Annotated in this window: 17 protein-coding genes; 8 read left to right on the top strand and 9 right to left on the bottom strand. The window is 74.3% G+C overall.

Going from position 1 to position 18,555, the window contains the following annotated elements:
* Positions 1 to 252: 252 nt before the first annotated feature.
* Together lepB and AA75_RS37125 are read right to left on the bottom strand one after the other, a co-directional pair.
* Positions 253 to 864, bottom strand: coding sequence for a signal peptidase I (lepB, locus tag AA75_RS37130; protein WP_255369540.1), 612 nt, complete (start codon positions 862 to 864; stop codon positions 253 to 255).
* Between the two features lie 202 nt (positions 865 to 1,066).
* Positions 1,067 to 1,414 carry a chorismate mutase gene (locus tag AA75_RS37125; protein WP_033824826.1) on the bottom strand — a complete coding sequence of 116 codons (348 nt, stop codon included), beginning with the start codon at positions 1,412 to 1,414 and terminating at the stop codon, positions 1,067 to 1,069.
* Between the two features lie 270 nt (positions 1,415 to 1,684).
* On the opposite strand from AA75_RS37125, the gene AA75_RS37120 reads away from it, so the two are divergent.
* On the top strand, positions 1,685 to 2,110 hold the full coding sequence (locus AA75_RS37120; RefSeq protein WP_033824825.1) for an OsmC family protein: 426 nt from the start codon (positions 1,685 to 1,687) through the stop codon (positions 2,108 to 2,110).
* 293 nt (positions 2,111 to 2,403) lie between these two features.
* A complete protein-coding gene (locus AA75_RS37115) occupies positions 2,404 to 4,368 on the top strand; it encodes a bifunctional diguanylate cyclase/phosphodiesterase (RefSeq protein WP_033824824.1) in 1,965 nt (654 codons plus the stop codon).
* Between the two features lie 36 nt (positions 4,369 to 4,404).
* Here the strand turns inward: AA75_RS37115 and AA75_RS37110 are convergent, their stop codons facing one another.
* Entirely contained in the window at positions 4,405 to 5,466 is a 1,062-nt protein-coding gene (locus tag AA75_RS37110) for an LLM class flavin-dependent oxidoreductase (protein WP_033824823.1), read from the bottom strand.
* Between the two features lie 486 nt (positions 5,467 to 5,952).
* Here AA75_RS37110 and AA75_RS37105 point away from each other — a divergent pair, with 486 nt between their 5' ends.
* Positions 5,953 to 6,546: a hypothetical protein gene (locus AA75_RS37105; RefSeq protein ID WP_051814082.1), complete on the top strand. Its 594-nt coding sequence runs from the start codon at positions 5,953 to 5,955 to the stop codon at positions 6,544 to 6,546.
* A gap of 264 nt (positions 6,547 to 6,810) precedes the next feature.
* Positions 6,811 to 8,079: a hypothetical protein gene (locus tag AA75_RS37100; protein ID WP_082527109.1), complete on the top strand. Its 1,269-nt coding sequence runs from the start codon at positions 6,811 to 6,813 to the stop codon at positions 8,077 to 8,079.
* Positions 8,080 to 8,128: 49 nt separating this feature from the next.
* On the opposite strand, the gene AA75_RS37095 is transcribed toward AA75_RS37100, so the two are convergent.
* The 3 genes from AA75_RS37095 to AA75_RS37085 all read right to left on the bottom strand — a co-directional run bounded on the left by AA75_RS37095 (position 8,129) and on the right by AA75_RS37085 (position 10,994).
* Positions 8,129 to 8,839 carry a uracil-DNA glycosylase gene (locus AA75_RS37095; protein ID WP_199520506.1) on the bottom strand — a complete coding sequence of 237 codons (711 nt, stop codon included), beginning with the start codon at positions 8,837 to 8,839 and terminating at the stop codon, positions 8,129 to 8,131.
* A gap of 107 nt (positions 8,840 to 8,946) precedes the next feature.
* Positions 8,947 to 10,119, bottom strand: coding sequence for a low temperature requirement protein A (locus AA75_RS37090; RefSeq protein WP_233289349.1), 1,173 nt, complete (start codon positions 10,117 to 10,119; stop codon positions 8,947 to 8,949).
* Between the two features lie 95 nt (positions 10,120 to 10,214).
* On the bottom strand, positions 10,215 to 10,994 hold the full coding sequence (locus tag AA75_RS37085; RefSeq protein ID WP_033824822.1) for an HAD-IIA family hydrolase: 780 nt from the start codon (positions 10,992 to 10,994) through the stop codon (positions 10,215 to 10,217).
* Between the two features lie 364 nt (positions 10,995 to 11,358).
* On the opposite strand from AA75_RS37085, the gene AA75_RS37080 reads away from it, so the two are divergent.
* The 4 genes from AA75_RS37080 to AA75_RS37065 all read left to right on the top strand — a co-directional run bounded on the left by AA75_RS37080 (position 11,359) and on the right by AA75_RS37065 (position 14,726).
* Positions 11,359 to 12,375, top strand: a complete 1,017-nt coding sequence (locus AA75_RS37080; RefSeq protein ID WP_033824821.1) for a lytic polysaccharide monooxygenase — start codon at positions 11,359 to 11,361, stop codon at positions 12,373 to 12,375.
* A 36-nt stretch (positions 12,376 to 12,411) separates the two neighbouring features.
* Positions 12,412 to 13,482 carry a Gfo/Idh/MocA family oxidoreductase gene (locus tag AA75_RS37075; protein ID WP_033824820.1) on the top strand — a complete coding sequence of 357 codons (1,071 nt, stop codon included), beginning with the start codon at positions 12,412 to 12,414 and terminating at the stop codon, positions 13,480 to 13,482.
* 171 nt (positions 13,483 to 13,653) lie between these two features.
* Positions 13,654 to 13,956, top strand: coding sequence for a DUF6412 domain-containing protein (locus AA75_RS37070; protein ID WP_368666630.1), 303 nt, complete (start codon positions 13,654 to 13,656; stop codon positions 13,954 to 13,956).
* Positions 13,957 to 14,036: 80 nt separating this feature from the next.
* Positions 14,037 to 14,726 (top strand): YidC/Oxa1 family membrane protein insertase, encoded by a 690-nt coding sequence (locus AA75_RS37065; protein WP_033824818.1) that lies wholly within the window; start codon positions 14,037 to 14,039, stop codon positions 14,724 to 14,726.
* A 48-nt stretch (positions 14,727 to 14,774) separates the two neighbouring features.
* Here AA75_RS37065 and AA75_RS37060 read toward each other — a convergent pair whose 3' ends face one another.
* The 3 genes from AA75_RS37060 to AA75_RS37050 form a co-directional block, all read right to left on the bottom strand.
* On the bottom strand, positions 14,775 to 15,809 hold the full coding sequence (locus AA75_RS37060) for an adenosine deaminase (protein WP_082527108.1): 1,035 nt from the start codon (positions 15,807 to 15,809) through the stop codon (positions 14,775 to 14,777).
* Between the two features lie 69 nt (positions 15,810 to 15,878).
* Positions 15,879 to 17,174 carry a DUF445 domain-containing protein gene (locus AA75_RS37055; RefSeq protein ID WP_033824817.1) on the bottom strand — a complete coding sequence of 432 codons (1,296 nt, stop codon included), beginning with the start codon at positions 17,172 to 17,174 and terminating at the stop codon, positions 15,879 to 15,881.
* 54 nt (positions 17,175 to 17,228) lie between these two features.
* Positions 17,229 to 18,530, bottom strand: coding sequence for a nucleotide sugar dehydrogenase (locus tag AA75_RS37050; RefSeq protein ID WP_033824816.1), 1,302 nt, complete (start codon positions 18,528 to 18,530; stop codon positions 17,229 to 17,231).
* Between the last annotated feature and the right edge of the window lie 25 nt (positions 18,531 to 18,555).

Here is an 18,555-nt window from a genome sequence, read left to right as displayed (position 1 = left end):
GGGCCCGCCGGGGCCCCCGCCGGTACCGCCGCGGGCCCGGGCCGTGTCTGACAATTCCCGCCGGGCGCGCGACACCGAGCATCCTCCCCCAGCCTTCGGCCGGGAGGTGCCCCCGGCTGGACGCACCGGCGAATCGCCCGAGTACGACCCAGCGCGAGGGCGCTTCACCGGCACGCCCAGCCGGGCGCCCACCGCCGCGCGCTGATCCGACGCGAACTGTCAGACCCGGCCCAGGTCAGCGGCCGGTCCAGGTCAGCGGCCGGTCCAGCCGAACCAGTCGAGGTGAGGGAGCGGCCAGACCACGGCCGTGGCCGGGCCGACCACATCGGCCACCGGCACCGCGCCGCCCGAGGAGCTGTCCCGGTGGTAGCGGGAGTCGGCCGAGTCGCTGCGGTGGTCGCCCTCCACCCAGACGTGGCCCTGGGGGACGGTGACCGGCCCGAAGTCCAGGCCCGAGCAGGAGTCGTCACCGGCGTGCAGATAGGGCTCGTCGACCACCCGGCCGTTCACCGTGAGCGTCGTACCGCTGCACGCCACGGTCTGGCCGGCGGTCGCGATCACCCGCTTGACCAGGTAGTTGTCGTCCTTCGGCGGCAGCAGGCCGACGAACGAGGCGGCGGCGGCGACCGGATTGCCGTCCCCGCTCTGCGGCGGCAGCCAGCCGCCCGGGTCGCGGAAGACCACCGGCTCGCCGTCCTCGGGCTGCCAGCCGAACAGCGGGGCCAGCTTGTTGACCGCCACCCGGTCACCCACCTGCAGGGTGTTCTCCATCGAGCCGGACGGGATGGAGAAGACCTGGAAGAAGCAGGTCTTGATGAGCAGCGCGACCAGCAGGCCCACGGTGATCATGACGGGGATCTCCACCCACCACGGCCAGCGGCGCCGACCGGGCGCCGGGGACGGGGAAGCGGCTGCTGGTACGGGCCGGGTCACTGATCAGACCGCCTGCGGGAAGAGGGAGGGAACACAGCACGCTAACTCCGATCGCCACCCACCGCGAAATCCCGCTTTTATCCCGCCCCGACAGCAGCAGGTCGGAGCGGCGGCCGGCCGGAGCGGCGGCCGGTCAGTCGGCCAGCGGCTCGCTGGCGATCGCCTCGTGGTGGCGGATGACCTCGGCGATGATGAAGTTCAGGAACTTCTCCGCGAACACCGGGTCGAGGTGCGCGCCCGCCGCGAGCTCCCGCAGCCGGGTGATCTGCTCGCGCTCCCGGGCCGGATCGGCGGCCGGCAGCCGGTGCTCGGCCTTGAGCCGGCCGACCCGCTGGGTGGCCTTGAACCGCTCGGCGAGCATGTGCACCACGGCGGCGTCGACGTTGTCGATGCTCTGCCGCAGGCTGGTCAGCTCGGCCCAGACCGCCTCGTCGACCTTCTCAGGGGTGGCGGTCGGGGACTGCGTGGGCTGATCCGTCATCGGGTGGCTCCGGGTGTGGCGGCTGGTGCTGGCGTGCGGGACGGCCCCGGCGCGCCCTGGACGGCCGGGCCCGGGCCCCGGCCAATCTAACAGGGGCGGCCTGCCCGGCCCGCGGTTTTGCCGCCCGCCGTCCGGCATGTGGAACGCCCGGCGGACGGGTCGCGCGGCTCGCCCCGGAGCGGCCCCGGCTGCCGGGTCCCGCACCGTAGGCTGGTCCCCGCACCACCGGAACTGACGACCCGGCAGATCCCCAACAGGAGGTACCCGATCGTGGCAACCACCCGTACCGCGCACACCGAGTGGGAAGGCGACCTGCTCAAGGGCGCCGGCCTGGTGACGTTCGACTCCTCCGGCATCGGCGCGTACCCGGTCTCCTGGCCGGCCCGCGCCGAGGTGGCGAACGGGAAGACCAGCCCGGAGGAGCTGATCGCGGGCGCGCACTCGTCCTGCTTCTCGATGGCGCTGTCGCACGGCCTGGCCGGCGCGGGCACGCCGCCCGTCAAGCTGACCACCACCGCCGACGTGACCTTCCAGCCGGGTGAGGGCATCACCGGCATCCACCTCACCGTGGTCGGCGAGGTACCCGGCCTCGACCAGGCCGGCTTCGCCGCCGCCGAGGAGGACGCCAAGAAGAACTGCCCGGTGAGCCAGGCGCTGACCGGCACCACCATCACGCTGTCCGCCAAGCTGGCCTGACCCCTCGTCGGGTCCCGCCACCGCCCCCGGCGCGCGCCGAGCAGCGCGCGCCGGGGGCGGTGCCGTGTCCGCACTCCGGCCGGCTCCCCGATCGCCGCGAATCACCCTGGCGGCGGTCGCCCGTGGATCCGCGGGCGGCCTATGATCAGCGGCAGTGGCCCGTTCGCCGCCGAGTGTGCCCCGTCCAGCGGTCCGGTCCCCCGGGCCGGGGCGGCCCGCCCGCGGCCGACAAGCGGTCCGCCGCGGTACGGGCAGCCGACCGGATCAGTGTGAGCAGCGGACGGGAGCGTGCCGTGCCGGGCCGGAACGAGGGGGCCGACGCACAACACCTGGGCGTGCGGCACGACGGACGCAGCCGGGCCGAGGACGCGCACCCGGCCGTCGGCGTCCACCAGTCGCACGTTCTCCCGCCGTACCCGCAAGGGGAGTTCGGGCCGCCGCCGGCCACGGCCGCCGGGCTCACCGGCTGTCCCGCCTGCGGCGCGCCGGTCGGCGGCGGCACCCAGCGGCTGCTGGCCGCGCTGCGGGCCAGCGAGTCCCGGTTCCGGGCGGCGTTCGCGGACGCGGGGATCGGGATGGCGCTGATCGACGCCGACGACCACATCATCGAGGCCAACCCGGCGTTCGCCGCGATGATCGGCCGGGACTCCGCCGACCTGGCCCGGATGCACATCCACCGGATCATCGAGCCCGAGGACGCGCCCCGCCGGCTCTACCTGGAGCTGATGCGCGGCGAGCGCGACCGGCTGCGGGTGGAGAAGCAGCTCAAGCACCGCGACGGCCGCACCGTGCTGGGCAAGGTGACCATCTCGCTGATCCGGGACGACACCGGGCGGCCGCTGTACACCCTGGCGATGGTCGAGGACATCACCGAGCAGCGGCTGCTGGGCGACCGGCTGGCGTACCAGAGCCTGCACGACCCGCTCACCAGGCTGCCCAACCGGGCGCTGTTCTTCGAGCGGCTGGAGAGCGCCTTCGAGGCGGCCGGGGCCCGGCGGCCGCCCGCCCGGCTGGGCCTGTGCTACGTGGACCTGGACGGGTTCGCGGCGGTCAACGAGATGCTCGGGCACCACATCGGCGACCAGCTGCTGGTCGCGGTGGCCGAGCGGCTGGAGAACGGGTTCGCCCAGGGCGAGGACCGGCTGCTGGCCCGGCTCGGGGGCGACGAGTTCGCCTTGCTGGTCACCGGGAGCCGGGGCAGCGAGCAGCTGACCGAGCTGGCGGCGCAGCTGGTCGAGGCGCTGGAGCTGCCGTTCGAGGTGGCGGGCCACCAGCTGTCGGTGACGGCCTCGGTCGGCGTGGTGGAGCGGCCGGCGGACGGCACCACCCCGATCGACCTGCTGCGGGACGCGGACTCCACGCTGTACTGGTCCAAGGCCGACGGCCGGGCCCGCTGGACGCTCTACGACGCCGACCGCGGCGCCCACCAGCTCACCCGGCAGCGGCTGGCGACGGCGCTGCGGCCGGCGCTGGAGCGCGGCGAGTTCACGGTGGAGTACCAGCCGCTGGTGGGGCTCGCGGACGGCGCGGTGCGCGGGGCGGAGGCGCTGGTGCGCTGGCGGCACCCCCGGTACGGCACGCTGTCGCCGGACCGGTTCATCCCGCTCGCCGAGGAGTCCGGGGCGATCGTGCCGCTGGGCAAGTGGGTGCTGGAGGAGTCCTGCCGACAGGCCCGGCGGTGGCTGGCGGAGTTCCCCGACACCGAGACCTTCGTCAGCGTCAACCTGGCGGCCCGGCAGATCTGGGACTCGGACGTGGTCGCGGACGTCGCCCAGGTGCTGGCGGAGACCGGGCTGCCGGCCCGGCTGCTCCAGCTGGAGATCACCGAGAGCGCCGTGCTCGGCCCGGGCGGGCGTCCGCTGCAGGCGCTCCAGGCGCTGGCGGACATGGGGGTGCGGATCGCCATCGACGACTTCGGGACTGGCTACTCCAACCTCTCCTACCTGTCCCGGCTGCCGGTGCACGTGCTGAAGCTGGACGGCACCTTCATCGAGGGCTTCCGCGACCCGCAGCCGGAGCGGCGGCCGAGGGCCCGGCGGGAGGCGGCCGACGAGCAGATCGTCGGCGCCATGGTGCAGCTGGCCCACGCGCTGGGGCTGACGGTGACCGCCGAGGGCATCGAGAGCGCCGCCCAGGCCGAGCGGCTGCGGCTGACCGGCTGCGACACCGCGCAGGGCTGGTACTTCGCCCGGCCCGGGGAGGCCGAGCTGGTGGCGGCCATACTGCGCAAGGGCCGGCCGGGGCCGGCGCCGGTCTGACCGGCCCCGGCCGCCCGTCCCCGGGCCGTCGGCGGGTCAGCCGCCGGCCGTGAGCCCGTACGCCTGGGCGATCAGCTCGTAGGAGCGCAGCCGGCGCTCGTGCCCGTGGATGTGCGAGGTGACCATCAGTTCGTCGGCGCCGGTGCGCTTGCGCAGCCGCTCCAGGCCGTCGGCGACCTCGCCCGGCGCCCCGAGCACCACGTTGGCGAGCCAGCTGTCGAGGAAGTCCGCCTCGGCCGGGCCGTACGGGTGGGCGGCGGCCTCCTCCGGGGTGGGGATCAGGCCGGGCCGGCCCTGGCGGAGCCGGAGCATGGCCAGTCCGGCCGAGCGGGCCAGGAACCGGGCCTCCTGCTCGTCCCCGGCGGCCACCGCGCTCACCCCGATCAGCGCGTACGGCTCGGCCAGCACGGCGGAGGGCCGGAAGCTGGAGCGGTACAGGTCGAGGGCGGGCACCGTGTTGGCGGCGCTGAAGTGGTGCGCGAAGGCGAACGGCAGGCCGAGCCGGCCGGCCAGCCGGGCGCTGAACCCGGAGGAGCCGAGCAGCCAGATCGGCGGGCGCCCGGCGCTGCGGGGCACCGCGGCCAGCGCCGCGTACGGGTGGCCGTCGGGGAAGTCGCCGTCCAGGAAGTGGGTCAGCTCGGCGAGCCGGTCGGGGAAGTCCTCGGCGCCTTCGGTGTCGCCGCGGCGCAGGGCACGGGCGGTCGCCTGGTCGGTGCCGGGGGCCCGGCCGAGGCCGAGGTCAACCCGGCCCGGGTGGAGCGCCTCCAGCAGTCCGAACTGCTCGGCGATGGCGAGCGGCGCGTGGTTGGGCAGCATCACCCCGCCGGAGCCGAGCCGCAGCGTACGGGTGTGGGCGCCGAGGTGCGCGAGCAGCACGGCCGGCACCGAGCTGGCGACGCCCGGCATGCCGTGGTGCTCCGCCACCCAGAAGCGGTGGTAGCCCCACCGCTCGGCGCCGGTGGCGAGCTCGGTGGTGGTGCGCAGGGCCTCGGCGGGGGTGGTGCCGACGCCGACGGTCGCGAGGTCGAGGATCGAGAGCGGCGCGGGGGCCGTTCCCCGGGCGCGGCCGCGGACCGGGTCGCCTTCCACAGTGGTCATGCCGTCCGTCCTCCTGGTCGCCGGGTGCTGTTCCGCAGGGGGACAACCCGGGCGCGGGCCCGGGTGTTCCCGCCGGTGGGCGGCGCGGCCGACCGGGACTCCTGACCCTCCGACAGCAGGCGGGTACGGATGGCGACTTCACGCCAGCGCCGGAAGTCGCCAGGCCGCGGGGTCGCGGGCGGCGCGATCCTCGGGCAGTCTTGTTGATCAGCGCGGACCATTCACCGGTGCCGCGTCCATGTGCAAGACCGACGGGCTGGACCAGCGCCGTCCGGTCGAAGCGGGCCCCTGGGACGGCACCCCGTCCCAGGGGCCCGTGCCATGTCCGCCGTCTCGCCCCCCGCCCTGTCCCCGGCCCGGGCGGTGCGGTTGCAGCCGGGCGGTGTGAGTTGCGCCACCGGGGGTGCTTCATGGCATGAAAGGTCGACCCGATAGCGTTGCCCCCTGTAGCTGCTCTCCCCCGGGCGGTCTGGAGGGAGTACGACCTTGGACGCCGCCGCCTTCATCGGCTCTTCGTGGATCTGTGCGCTGGCACTGTTCGCCGTGCTGGGCGACGCCTTCCTGCCCTTCATCCCCAGTGGCAGCCTGGTCATCCTGGCCGTCCTGCGGACCTCCCACGTCGACGGGGCGCCGCTGCTGCTCGGGCTCGGGGTAGCCATCGCCTCCTTCCTCGGCGACCTGCTGCTGCTCAACCTGGCCCGGCGCGGCGCACCCGCCGTCCAGCGCCGGCTGGCGCACCGGCCGAAGCTGGCGGCGAGCGTGGAGCGGATGCAGCGCAGCTTCGCCGGGCGGTCGAGCCGGACCGCCGCGGCTATCGTGATCATCGCCCGGTTCGTACCGGCCGGCCGGACCGTACTGGACCTCGCGGTGGGCCACTCCCCCGAGCGGGGCGGCTTCCTGCGCTGGTCGGCGCTGGCGGCGCTGCTGTGGGCCGCGTACATCGTCAGCCTCGGCTGGCTGAACAGCCACTGGTTCGACACCGCCTGGCTGAGCCTGGCCGTGTCCTGCGCGGCGGCCACCGCCATCTCCACCGCCATCGCACGCTGGGCACGGCGGCGGCGGCACGCGGTCGCGGTCTGAGCCCGGCCCGTCCGCCCGTCCTTGGTCAGTCAGTTCGTTCGTCCCAGGATCGCAACAGCCGCGACCGGGCCGCATCCGGCCCGTCGCGGGCCGCGTATGAGTTTTCGACGGGAACCTGGAACCGGTAAGCCCAGGGGCTCGTGACATCCTTTGGATGGAATTACTGATCAAATGTCCAATTTTGCTATCACTTGACCTCCGGGAACCTGTGGGTTCGCCGGAGGTTCGCTGAGCAGCGGGACTCATCGCGGCAGGGGAGACCACATGGGCGGCATCTCGCGCAGGACAGTGCTGAGCGCCACGGCGGCGACTGCGGCGCTCGGGGCGGTCTCCGCCTGTTCGGGCACCGGCGGCTCCGGCGGCGGTGGGTCGACCCCGGGATCCGACAGCAAGGGCTCGTCCGTCCCCGGCACCGCCACCGCGAACCAGTCCCCGAAGGGCACCCCGATCGGCGACGGCTCCACCTCCGACACCGGCGCCCAGCCCAACCAGCCCAAGCCCGAGAAGCTGAAGCCCGGTGAGACGCCCCCGCAGTTCGTGGTCTTCTCCTGGGACGGCGCCGGCGCCACCGACGACGGCCAGTTCGCCCGTTTCCTCAAGGTGGCGGCGGACCACAAGGCCGCGATGACCTTCTTCCTGTCCGGCATCTACACCCTGCCGAAGGAGAAGTCGGGCCTCTACCAGCCGCCCAAGCACCCGGTCGGCGCGTCCGACATCCCGTTCCTGTCGGCCGGCGCCGTGAAGAACACGGTCAAGCTGATCAGCGAGGCCTGGCGGGCCGGCCACGAGATAGGCACCCACTTCAACGGCCACTTCTGCGCCAGCCGCCCGGACGGCAACGGCGTCGGCAAGTGGACGCCGGAGGACTGGGAGAGCGAGATCCAGCAGGCCGTGGCCTTCGTCACGCAGTGGCGGACCAACACCGGCTTCACCGACGTCGACCCGCTGCCCTTCGACTATCACAAGGAACTCATCGGCGGCCGCACCCCCTGTCTGGAGGGCCAGAAGACGCTGCTGCCGACCGCCGCGAAGCTCGGCTGGAAGTACGACGCCAGCTCGCCCGGCGGCCTGCAGATCTGGCCGCAGAAGGTGCAGGACGGCAAGATCTGGGACTTCCCGCTGCAGGGGGTGCCCTTCCCCGGGCACGCCTTCCAGGTGCTCTCGATGGACTACAACATCCTCGCCAACCAGTCCGGCGGCTCCACCAAGGGCGACCCCGCCAAGTACGACCAGTGGCGCACCCAGGCCCGCGACGCCTACCTGGCCGGGTTCGAGCGGGCCTACACCACCAACCGGGCGCCGCTGTTCATCGGCAACCACTTCGAGCAGTGGAACGGCGGCATCTACATGGACGCCGTCGAGGAGACCATCAAGACCATCGCCGGCAAGCCGGACGTGCGGCTGGTGTCGTTCCGGCAGCTGGTGGAGTGGCTGGAGGTGCAGGACCAGTCCACCGTGCGCAAGCTGCGCACCCTCGGGGTGGGCCAGGCACCCGCCGGCGGCTGGGCGTCCTTCCTCGGCACCGCGGGCTGACCCCCCGGGGCCGGAGCGGAGTGCGGGCCCCCGCACTCCGCTCCACCCGCTACTTGCCGAGGTCCGGGATCCGCCAGTCGATCGGGGTGCCGCCGAACTGCTCCAGCGCCCGGTCGATCTGCGAGAACGGGCGGCTGCCGAAGAACAGCTTGGCCGACAGCGGCGAGGGGTGCGCCCCCTGCACCACCACGTGCCGCTCGGTGTCGATCAGCGGCAGCTTCTTCTTGGCGTAGTTGCCCCAGAGCACGAAGACCACCGGCTCCTCACGGGCGCTGACCGCCTTGATCACCGCGTCGGTGAACTTCTCCCAGCCCTTGGCCTTGTGCGAGTTGGCCTCGTGCGCACGCACCGTGAGCACCGCGTTGAGCAGCAGCACGCCCTGCTCGGCCCACGGCATCAGGTAGCCGTTGTCCGGCGCCGGGACACCGAGGTCGGCGTCCAGCTCCTTGAACATGTTGCGCAGCGAGGGCGGGGTCTTCACCCCGGGCAGCACCGAGAAGCTCATGCCGTGCGCCTGGCCGTTGTCGTGGTACGGGTCCTGGCCGAGGATCAGCACCCGGACCTTGTCGTACGGGGTGGCCTCCAGCGCGGAGAACTCCTGGCCGGCCGGCGGGAACACCTCGTGCTCGGCCCGCTGCGCGGCCACGAACGCGGCCAGCTCGGCGAAGTACGGCTTGCCCAGCTCCTCGGCCAGCACCCCGTGCCAGGACTCCGGCACCTCGAGACCCGCACCCACGGCCACCTCGGCAACATCGGTCACGACATCAACCTCCCACCACCACCGGCGGCGGACCGGCACGGCCCGCCCCGGACGTACGACTCACTCCGGTCACCTTCGACACCGAACGCTACACAGCACCACCGACACTACGAAGTCGGCTGCTGCGCCCGCCGCACCCGCAGGTGCTCCCAGCCGTTCAGCCCCACCAGCACACCGGCCAGTACGGTCAGCGCCGCCAGCGCCGGCAGCCGGACCACCAGTGGCATCAGCAGCAGCACCAGCGCGGCGGCCGCCAGCCGGGTCGGCGAGACCACCCCGAACATCATCTTGCGGGTGTAGCCGAAACTCAGCAGGTACAGCGCACAGCCCCCGTACAGCAGCGCCAGCGGCCCGGCGCCCAGGGCGCGGCCCGGTTCGGCGACCGTCTCGCCGAAGCCGACGGCGACCGCGATCACCCCGGCGATCAGGGCGAGGTGCCCGTAGGAGAACACCCAGCGGATCAGGTCCCGCCGCCTGGGCGAGGTCTCCAGGGCGAACCGCATGGCGTCCGAGGCGTAGCCGAAGTAGAGCCACCACAGGCCGCAGGAGATGACGAACGCCACCGCCACCGAGACCAGTTGGGCCGGATGCAGGGGCGAGCCGGCGACCGGGCCGCCGATCCCGACGATCGACTCGCCGAGCGCCACCAGCAGGAACAGCCCGAACCGCTCCGGCAGGTGGGCCGGGTGGTAGTGCACCTTGGCCAGCCGGCGCCGGAACGCCAGCGGAGCGGCGAGGTCGCACAGCCCGGCCAGCGCCCACAGCGACGGCCGCAGCGGCCCGTCCAGCAGCCCGCCCGCCACCAGCAGCGGCCCGCTGACCAGCACCCCGACCCCGTACGGGCCCCGCCAGGCGCCGCGGATCCCGGACACCAGCGCGAACAGCACCAGCCGCGAGAGCCAGTACCCGGCGCCGAACAGCAGCCCGCGGCCGCCGTACGCGCCGGGCACCGCCAGGGCCATGAACAGGCCGCCCAGGCCCACCGCGAAGATGCCGAGCCGGGCCCGCGGGCGGTCCACGTCCTGGATGTTGGCCTGCACGGTGGTGCCGACCCAGCACCAGTACAGCGGGACGAACACCACCAGGGCCTGCCCGGCCCCGGCCCAGCCGTGGTGGTGGTGCAGCAGCCCCGACACCTGGGTGATCGCGAAGACGAGGACCAGGTCGAAGTAGAGCTCCGCCCAGGTGACCCGCTTCTCCCCGCCGCCGTCCCGCTCCCGCTCCCGCTCCTGCTCCTGCGCCCCGGCCGGCTGCCCGGCCGCCACCGTCTGCTCGCTCACGAAGAATCCCCCCTCGTACGGAACAGCCCCGCCGCCCGGGCTCTCCCGGGAACGGCGGGGCTGCGCACTCCGGCCGGCCGGCCGGACCTGCTCGGTCAGATCTGGTCGATCAGGTCGGCGATCGACTTGACCACCCTGGTCGGGCGGTACGGGAACCGCTCCACGTCGGTCTCGGCGGTCAGGCCGGTGAGCACCAGGATGGTCTCCATACCGGCCTCCATGCCGGCCACGATGTCGGTGTCCATCCGGTCGCCGATCATCACGGCGCTCTCCGAGTGCGCACCGGCGGTGTTCAGCGCCTCGCGCATCATCAGCGGGTTGGGCTTGCCGACGAAGTACGGGTCCACCCCGGTCGCCTTGGTGATCAGTGCCGCGACCGAACCGGTGGCCGGCAGCACGCCCTCGGTGGACGGACCGGTCTCGTCCGGGTTGGTGCAGATGAACCGGGCGCCCGCGTTGATCAGGCGGATCGCCTTGGTGAGCGCCTCGAAGCTGTAGGTGCGGGTCTCACCGAGCACCACGTAGTCGGGGTTGTTGTCGGTCAGGACGTAGCCGGCCTGGTAGAGCGCGGTGGTCAGGCCGGCCTCGCCGATCACGTACGCGGTGCCGCCCGGGCGCTGGCCCTTGAGGAACTTCGCGGTGGCCAGCGCCGAGGTCCAGATGCACTCCTCCGGCACCTCCAGGCCCATCCCGGCCAGCCGGGCGCTGAGGTCGCGCGGCGTGTAGATGGAGTTGTTGGTCAGCACCAGGAACGGCTTGCCCGACTCCCGCAGGCGGCGCAGGAACTCCTGCGCGCCGGGGATCGGGGTGCCCTCGTGGATGAGGACCCCGTCCATGTCGGTCAGCCAGGACTCGATGGGCTTGCGGTCTGCCACGTGCGTGTCTCCAGAGTTCGTGCGGTGGTGGTACGGAAACTGCACCCGCCGGCCCCGAGCGCGGTGGCCGGCCGGGGTCACTGCCGGCTGCCCCAACGGCACCAGCCTAATCCGCACACCAGCCCGACGGCAGTCCCGCCCGCCCACCGGACCGGGCGGGGGCCGCAGCGCCGTCCCTCAAGGGTGTCTTAAGCCGCCCCTAACGGCTCTGAGCAGCCGTCATTTCCCCCTGCCCGCCGGGCTAGCTTCGTTCCCGGGCACCCCACGGCCCGTCCGGACCACTCCCTGCACCCACCTCTCGTCCCCCTCCCCCGGGCCGCTCCCGCACCCGCCCGGCGAGGGGCCACCCGAAGGAGCACCGCCCATGTCAGTCCGCCTGCCGGTCCGCCGGCTCACGGTCACCGTCGCGGTCCTCGCCGGCCTCACCCTGTCCGGCACCCTCGGCTGCGGCACCGCCGAGGCGCACGGCTCGATGCAGAACCCGCCGAGCCGCGTCGAGGGCTGCTACCTGGAGGGCCCCGAACACCCGAAGTCGGCCGCCTGCCGGGCCGCGGTCGCGGCCGGCGGCACCCAGGCGCTGTACGACTGGAACGCGGTGCGGATCGGCGACGCGGCCGGCCGGCACCGCGAGCTGATCCCGGACGGCAAACTGTGCAGCGCGAACGCCCCGGAGTTCGCCGGGCTCGACCTGCCGCGCGCGGACTGGCCCGCCACCAACCTCACCTCCGGCGCCGACTTCACCTTCCGCTACCACGTCACCGCCCAGCACAAGGGCACCTTCCGGCTGTACCTCACCAACGCCGGCTACGACCCGGCGAAGCCGCTGCGCTGGGCCGATCTGGAGCAGACCCCGTTCCTGACCGTCACCGACCCGACCGTCTCCGACGGCTCGTACGTGCTGCCCGGCAAGGTGCCGGCCGGCCGGAAGGGCCGTCAGCTGATCTACGCGATCTGGCAGCGCTCGGACAGCCCCGAGGCCTTCTACTCCTGCTCGGACGTGGTCTTCGACGGCAGCGGCGCCCCGGCGGGCTCGGCCGGTACCCCGAGCCCGGGCAGCGGTGCGGCGCACTCCCACGAGGCGACGGAGCCGGGCACCCCCACGGCCGCGCCGCCCGCGCCGCCTGCGCCCTCCGGCGCCGCCGCCTCCACCGAGGCCGCCCGGCCGGTGACCGCCGCCGTGACCGGTACGCCGTCCGCCGCCCCCGACGCGACCGGCACCGGTACCGCCGCCGCGCGGCCCGCCGCCGACGGCCTCGCCCAGACCGGCACCGACCGCTCCACCGGCCTGGCCGCCGCGGTCGGCGGCGCCTTCCTGCTGGCCGGGGCCACGGTCGTGACGGTCAACCGGCGGCGACGCCGGCCAGGCTCGCACGCCCGCTGACCGGGCGTCACCGCCGGCGCGTGATTGAGTAGGGGCATGACCAGCTCGCCCCGCTCCCCGTTCCGCGTCGGCCTGATCGGCTACGGCCTGGCCGGCGCCGCCTTCCACGCACCGCTGATCGCCACCACCCCCGGACTGCGGCTGGACGCGGTGGTCACCGCCAACCCCGACCGCCGTGCCCAGCTGCACCGGGAGCACCCCGGCGCCCGGGCGGTGGACACTCCCGAGCAGCTGTTCGCCGCGGCCGGTGAGCTGGACCTGGTGGTCATCGCCTCCCCCAACCGCACCCACGTGCCGCTGGCCCGGGCCGCGCTCGCCGCGGGCCTCGCCACCGTGGTGGACAAGCCGCTCGCCGCCACCGCCGCCGAGGCGCGCGAGCTGTGCGAGCTCGCCCGGCGGGGCGGCACCCTGCTGTCGGTGTTCCAGAACCGCCGCTGGGACGGCGACTTCCTGACCGTCCGGCGACTGGTCGAGGAGGGCGCGCTCGGCCGGGTGCACCGCTTCGAGTCCCGGTTCGAGCGCTTCCGCCCGAAGCCGAAGGCCGGCTGGCGCGAGCTGGCCGACCCGGCCGAGGTCGGCGGCACCCTGTACGACCTGGGCAGCCACCTGGTCGACCAGGCGCTCACCCTGTTCGGCCCGGCCGAGACGGTGTACGCCGAGATCGACACCCGCCGCGACGGCGCGGTGGTCGACGACGACGCCTTCGTCGCCATCACCCACGCGAGCGGCGTCCGCTCGCACCTGTGGACCAGCGCCATCGCCCCGCTCGGCGGCCCCCGGCTGCGGGTGCTCGGCGACGCGGCCGGGTACGTGAAGTCCGGCATGGACCCGCAGGAGGGCGACCTGCGGGCCGGCCGCCGTCCCGGTGACGGCGGGGCCTGGGGCGCCGACGACCCGGCCTCGTACGGCACCCTCGGCACCGACGAGCACGCCGCCGCCGTCCCCACCGACCACGGTGACTACCCCGCCTACTACGCGGGGATCGCCGCCTCGCTCGCCACCGGCACCCCGCCCCCGGTCGACCCCTTCGACGCGGTGGCGACGCTCACCGTGCTGGAGGCGGCCCGGGCCTCCGCGATCACCGGCTCGGTCGCGCCGATCGGCTGAGCCGCACCGCGGTGGCGGACGGCAGCGGTGGACGGCAGCGCCGGATGAGCTCTGCACCACATGTCCGGAGGATCCCTGCCGTCCCCCGCCACCGCGGGCGTACCATCGCCGCAGAAGCCGTCCGCGCGCACACCCGGTGCGCGCCCGTACCCGAGGAGGCCGGTGGTGTCCGTGATCGCCCTGCTCCTCGGCGTGTTCCGGCTGCTGACCGGCGGCCTGCCCGGCGGTGAGCTGCCGACCGGCCCGACCGGGCTGACGGTGGCCGCGGCCACCGCCGCCGTGGTGCTGGTCTCCGGCGCCGTGGCCGGCACCCTGGCGGCCGCCCGGCTGCTCGGTGCCAGGGCCCCCGCGGCCGTCCGCAGCGGTGTGCTGCGCCGGCGGGCCTACCGCACGGCCTTCCTCCCCCAGCGTGATCCGGACGCCCGCGGCCGCCGCCGCCCCAGGGCCCCCGGTGCGGCCCCGGCGGCCGCGTAACCCTCGCCCCTCTTCCGGCCCGCGCGGCCGCCCTCCGCCGACCTCTCGTACCCCTTGAGACCCCGGAGGGCTCGCTCCCCATGTCCCTTTTCGCCGTACTCGACCCTGCCGTCCGCGTGGCCCACGACATCGTCTCGGCCCTCGCGCAGGTGGTCCCCACCGCTGCCGCCATCGTGCTGTTCACCGTCGCCGTCCGGCTGGCGCTGCACCCGCTCGCCCGGGCCGCCGCCCGTGGCGAGAAGGTCCGGATGCGGCTCGCCCCGCAGGTGGCCGAGCTCAACCGCAAGCACAAGGGCAAGCCGGAGAAGCTCCAGGCCGCGATGGCCGAGCTGTACCGGACGGAGAAGTCCTCGCCGCTCGCGGGCTGCCTGCCGATGCTCGTGCAGATCCCGTTCTTCTCGGTGATGTACCGGCTGTTCACCAACGGCAACGACCTGCTGGACCACACCCTGTTCGGGGTCCCGCTCGGCCTGCACGTCGGCGCCGCGCACGGCCCGGCGCAGCTGGTGGTCTTCGGCGCGCTGTACGCGGCGCTCGCCGCGGTCGGCTACGCGTCCTTCCGGCGCGCGCGCCGGCTCTCGGCCGGCACGACGGCGCCCGGGGCGGCCTTCGCGCCGTACCTGTCCTTCCTCACCGTGCTGTTCGCGGCCCTGGTCCCGCTGGCCGCCGGGGTGTACCTGCTCACCACCACCGCGTGGACGGTGGCCGAGCGCGCCTGGCTGCACCGGGACGTCCCGGCGCCGGCCGTCGCCCTCGCCAAGGCGGCCTGAACCCGCGGCGGCCCCGGGGAGCGGCTGCTCCCCGGGGCCGCGGGCGGCTCAGCGCCAGGAGGCGAGGTGGGCGTCGATCTCCCCGGCCAGCCGGGCCTTGCCGGCCTGGTCGAGGAAGGACGCCTCGACGGCGTTCTTCGCCAGCGCGGCGACTCCGGCCTCGTCCAGGCCGAGCAGCCCGGCCGCGACCGCGTACTCGGTGTTGAGGTCGGTGCCGAACATCGGCGGGTCGTCGCTGTTGACGGTGACCAGCAGCCCGGCGTCGGCCATCTGCCGGATCGGGTGGTCCTCCATCCGCTCCACCGCGCGGGTGGCGATGTTGGAGGTCGGGCAGACCTCCAGGGCGATCCGGTGCTCGCCGAGGTGGTCGACCAGCGCCGGGTCCAGGACCGCCTGGGTGCCGTGGCCGATCCGCTCGGCACCCAGCACCCGGATCGCGTCCCACACCGTCTGCGGGCCGGTGGTCTCACCGGCGTGCGGGACGCTGCGCAGCCCGGCCGCCCTGGCCCGGTCGAAGTACGGCTTGAACTGCGGGCGCGGCACCCCGATCTCCGGGCCGCCGAGGCCGAACGAGACCAGGCCCTCCGGCGCCAGGTCGACGGCGAGCCGGGCGGTCTCCTCGGCCGCGGCCAGGCCGGCCTCACCGGGGATGTCGAAGCACCAGCGCAGTACCACCCCGAGGTCCTTCTCGGCGGACTTGCGGGCGTCCTCGATGGCCTCCATGAAGGCGACGTCCGGGATGCCCCGGCTGACAGAGGAGTACGGCGTGACGGTGAGCTCGGCGTACCGGATCTGCTGGCGGGCCATGTCCTCGGCGACGCCGTAGGTCAGCGACCGGACGTCCTCGGCGTCCCGGATCAGGTCGACCACGCTCAGGTACACCTCGATGAAGTGCGCGAAGTCGGTGAAGGTGAAGTACTCGGCGAGCGCCTCGGGGTCGGCCGGCACCCTGGTGTTGCCCTCGTGCCGGGCCGCGAGCTCGGCCACCACCCGCGGCGAGGCGGAGCCGACGTGGTGGACGTGCAGCTCGGCCTTGGGCATGTTGGCGATGAACGCCTCGATACCGCTCTTTTCCTCAGCCACCCTGGCGCTCCTTCATCACGTACCGGTCGGATTCGATCTCATCGTACGGACCCCGGCGGCACGGCCCGGTCAGCCGCCCAGGGCCACCGCGACGGTGTGGATCAGCAGCCCGGCCAGCGCGCCCACCACCGTGCCGTTGATCCGGATGAACTGCAGGTCGCGGCCGACGTTGGCCTCGATCTTGCGCGAGGCCTCGTCGGCGTCCCAGCCCGCCACCGTGTCGGAGATCAGCGAGGTGATCTCCTCGCGGTAGGTCGCCACCACGTACTCGGCGGCGTCCTGGAGCCAGCCGTCCGCCTTGGCCTGCAGCCGGGCGTCGGTGGCCAGCCGCTGCCCGAGCCGGCGCAGACTGTCGCGGATGCGTCGGCGCAGCTCGCTGTCCTCGTCCTCGGCGGCGGTCATCACCAGGGTGCGCACCGCCGTCCAGGTGGTGGCGATCAGGTCCTGCACCTCGGGGCGGGCCAGCAGCTCGGTCTTGGCGCGCTCCACCCGGGCGATGGTGTCCGGGTCGTGCTGGAGTTCGGTCGCGAAGTCCGCCAGGAAATTGTCGACGGCGCCGCGGGCGGCGTGCCCGGGGTCGTCGCGGATGTCGGTGACGAAGCGCAGCAGCTCCTTGTACACCCGCTCGCCGACCTGGTGGTCGACGAACCTCGGCGTCCAGCCCGGGGTCTTCGCGGTGACCCGCTGCACCACGTCCTCGTGGTGGTCGACCAGCCAGTCGTGCACCCGTACGGTGACCAGGTCGACCACCCCGTGGTGGCCCCCGTCGACGACCACCCGGCCCAGCAGCCGGCCGGCCGGCTCGGCGACCGAGGTGGCCGCGGCCCGCCGGCCGACCGCCTCGGCGACCACCGCCTGGACGTCCTCGTCGCGCAGCACCGCGAGCAGGCCGCGCAGCGCGGCGGCGGCCTCCCGGGTGACCCGTTCCGCGCTGCCGGGGGCGGCCAGCCACTCGCCGAGCCGCCGGGCGATCCCGATCGACCCCAGCCGGGCCCGGACCACCGGGGCGGACAGGAAGTTGTCGCCGACGAAGTCGCCGAGCGAGCGGCCGAAGGCGTCCTTCTTGGTCGGGATGATCGCGGTGTGCGGGATCGGCAGCCCGAACGGCCGGCGGAACAGCGCGGTCACCGCGAACCAGTCCGCCAGCGCACCGACCATCCCCGCCTCGGCGGCGGCCGCGACGTAGCCCGCCCAGGCCCCGGCGCCCGCCGCGTCGGCCCAGGTGGCCAGCGCGAACACCAGGGTGGCGAAGGCCAGCAGCCCGGTGGCGAACGCCTTCATCCGCCGCACACCGCGGCTCTTGAGCTCGTCCGCGGCGGTGAAGCGGACACCCGGGCCGGGCCGGGGCGGTTCCTCCCGGCTCACTCTCTGATCAAGGGTCACCCCGACAGTCTGCCCCGCCCGGGGCCGCCCCGGGTCTCAGACCCCGCCACCGCCCAGCACGATCCGCCGCACGCCCTCCCAGCGGGCCGGGTCGGTGATCCGCCGGCCGTCCAGCAGCACCCGCACCCCGGGGTGGTCCACCGCGCCGAGCTCCCGGTACTGCGGGTGGTCGGTCTGCACCACCAGCGCGCTGACCGGCTTGCCCTCGTCGGCCGGCAGCCCGAGCGCGGTGAGCTCCTCGACGCCGTACAGCGGGTCCGAGACGTACGGCTGGGCGCCGGCCGCCCGCAACGCCTCGACCAGGGCGAAGACCCCGGAGTAGGCGGTCTCCCTGACCCCGCCGCGGGAGGCGGCGCCGAGCACCCCGACCGCGACCCCGCCCAGCGGGCCGAGCGCCCCCTCCAGCAGCCCGACCGCGTACCCGGGCACCGCCTCGTTGGCCTCCCGGGCGGCCCTGACCACGCTGGCGTGCGGGTCGTTCCACAGGTACAGCCGCGGGTGGACCGGTACGCAGTCGCCGCCGACCGCGATCCCCGGGCGGTGCAGATGACTGTGCGGCTGCGAGTTGCAGGCCTCGATGACCTGGCCGAGGTCGACCCCGACCCGGTCGGCGTACCGGGCGAACTGGTTGACCAGCGCGATGTTGACGTCCCGGTAGGTGGTCTCGGCGAGCTTGGCGAACTCGGCCGCCTCGGCCGAGTCCAGCGCCCAGACGCCGTTGGCCCGCTCCAGGTCGGGGCGCGGGTCGAAGTCCAGCACGGACCGGTAGAACTCGGCGCCCTGCTCGGTGGAGGCCTCGTCGATCCCGCCGACCAGCTTGGGACTGCGCCGCAGGTCCGCCAGGACCCGGCCGGCCCGGACCCGCCCCGGGCTGAACACCAGCGCGAAGTCCCGGCCCGCCACCAGCCCGGAACCGGCCTCCAGCCGCCGGGCGAACCGGCCCCGGACCGTCCCGATCGGCAGCGTCGACTCGTAGCTGACCAGGGTGGTGCGGCGCAGGCCGCCGGCCACCGCGTCGGTGGCGGCGTCCAGCTGCCCGAAGTCCGGCTCGCCCTGCGCGTCGGTGAGCAGCGGCACCGTGATCACGACCGCCTCGGCGCCGGCCGCGGCCGCCGCCGTGTCGGTGGTGGCGCGCAGCCGGCCGTCCGCCACCACCTGCGCGAGCAGGTCGGCCGCCTCCGGCTCGGGCTCCGGGCCGGCCGGCGGGCGGCCGGACGCCACCGCGGCCACCACCTCCGGCGCCGGGTCCGCCCCGGTGACCAGGTGCCCCTTCGACGCGAACTGCACCGCCAGCGGCAGCCCGATCGCGCCCAGGCCCACCACGCAGATGTCCCTCATGTTCAGCTCCCTGCCGCCTTCGCCG

The sequence above is a fragment of the Kitasatospora sp. MBT63 genome (assembly GCF_000710465.2).
Lineage (GTDB): Bacteria > Actinomycetota > Actinomycetes > Streptomycetales > Streptomycetaceae > Kitasatospora.
The sequence above is the reverse complement of the archived record's forward strand: the minus strand, read 5'-3'. Positions and strand labels throughout refer to the sequence as shown.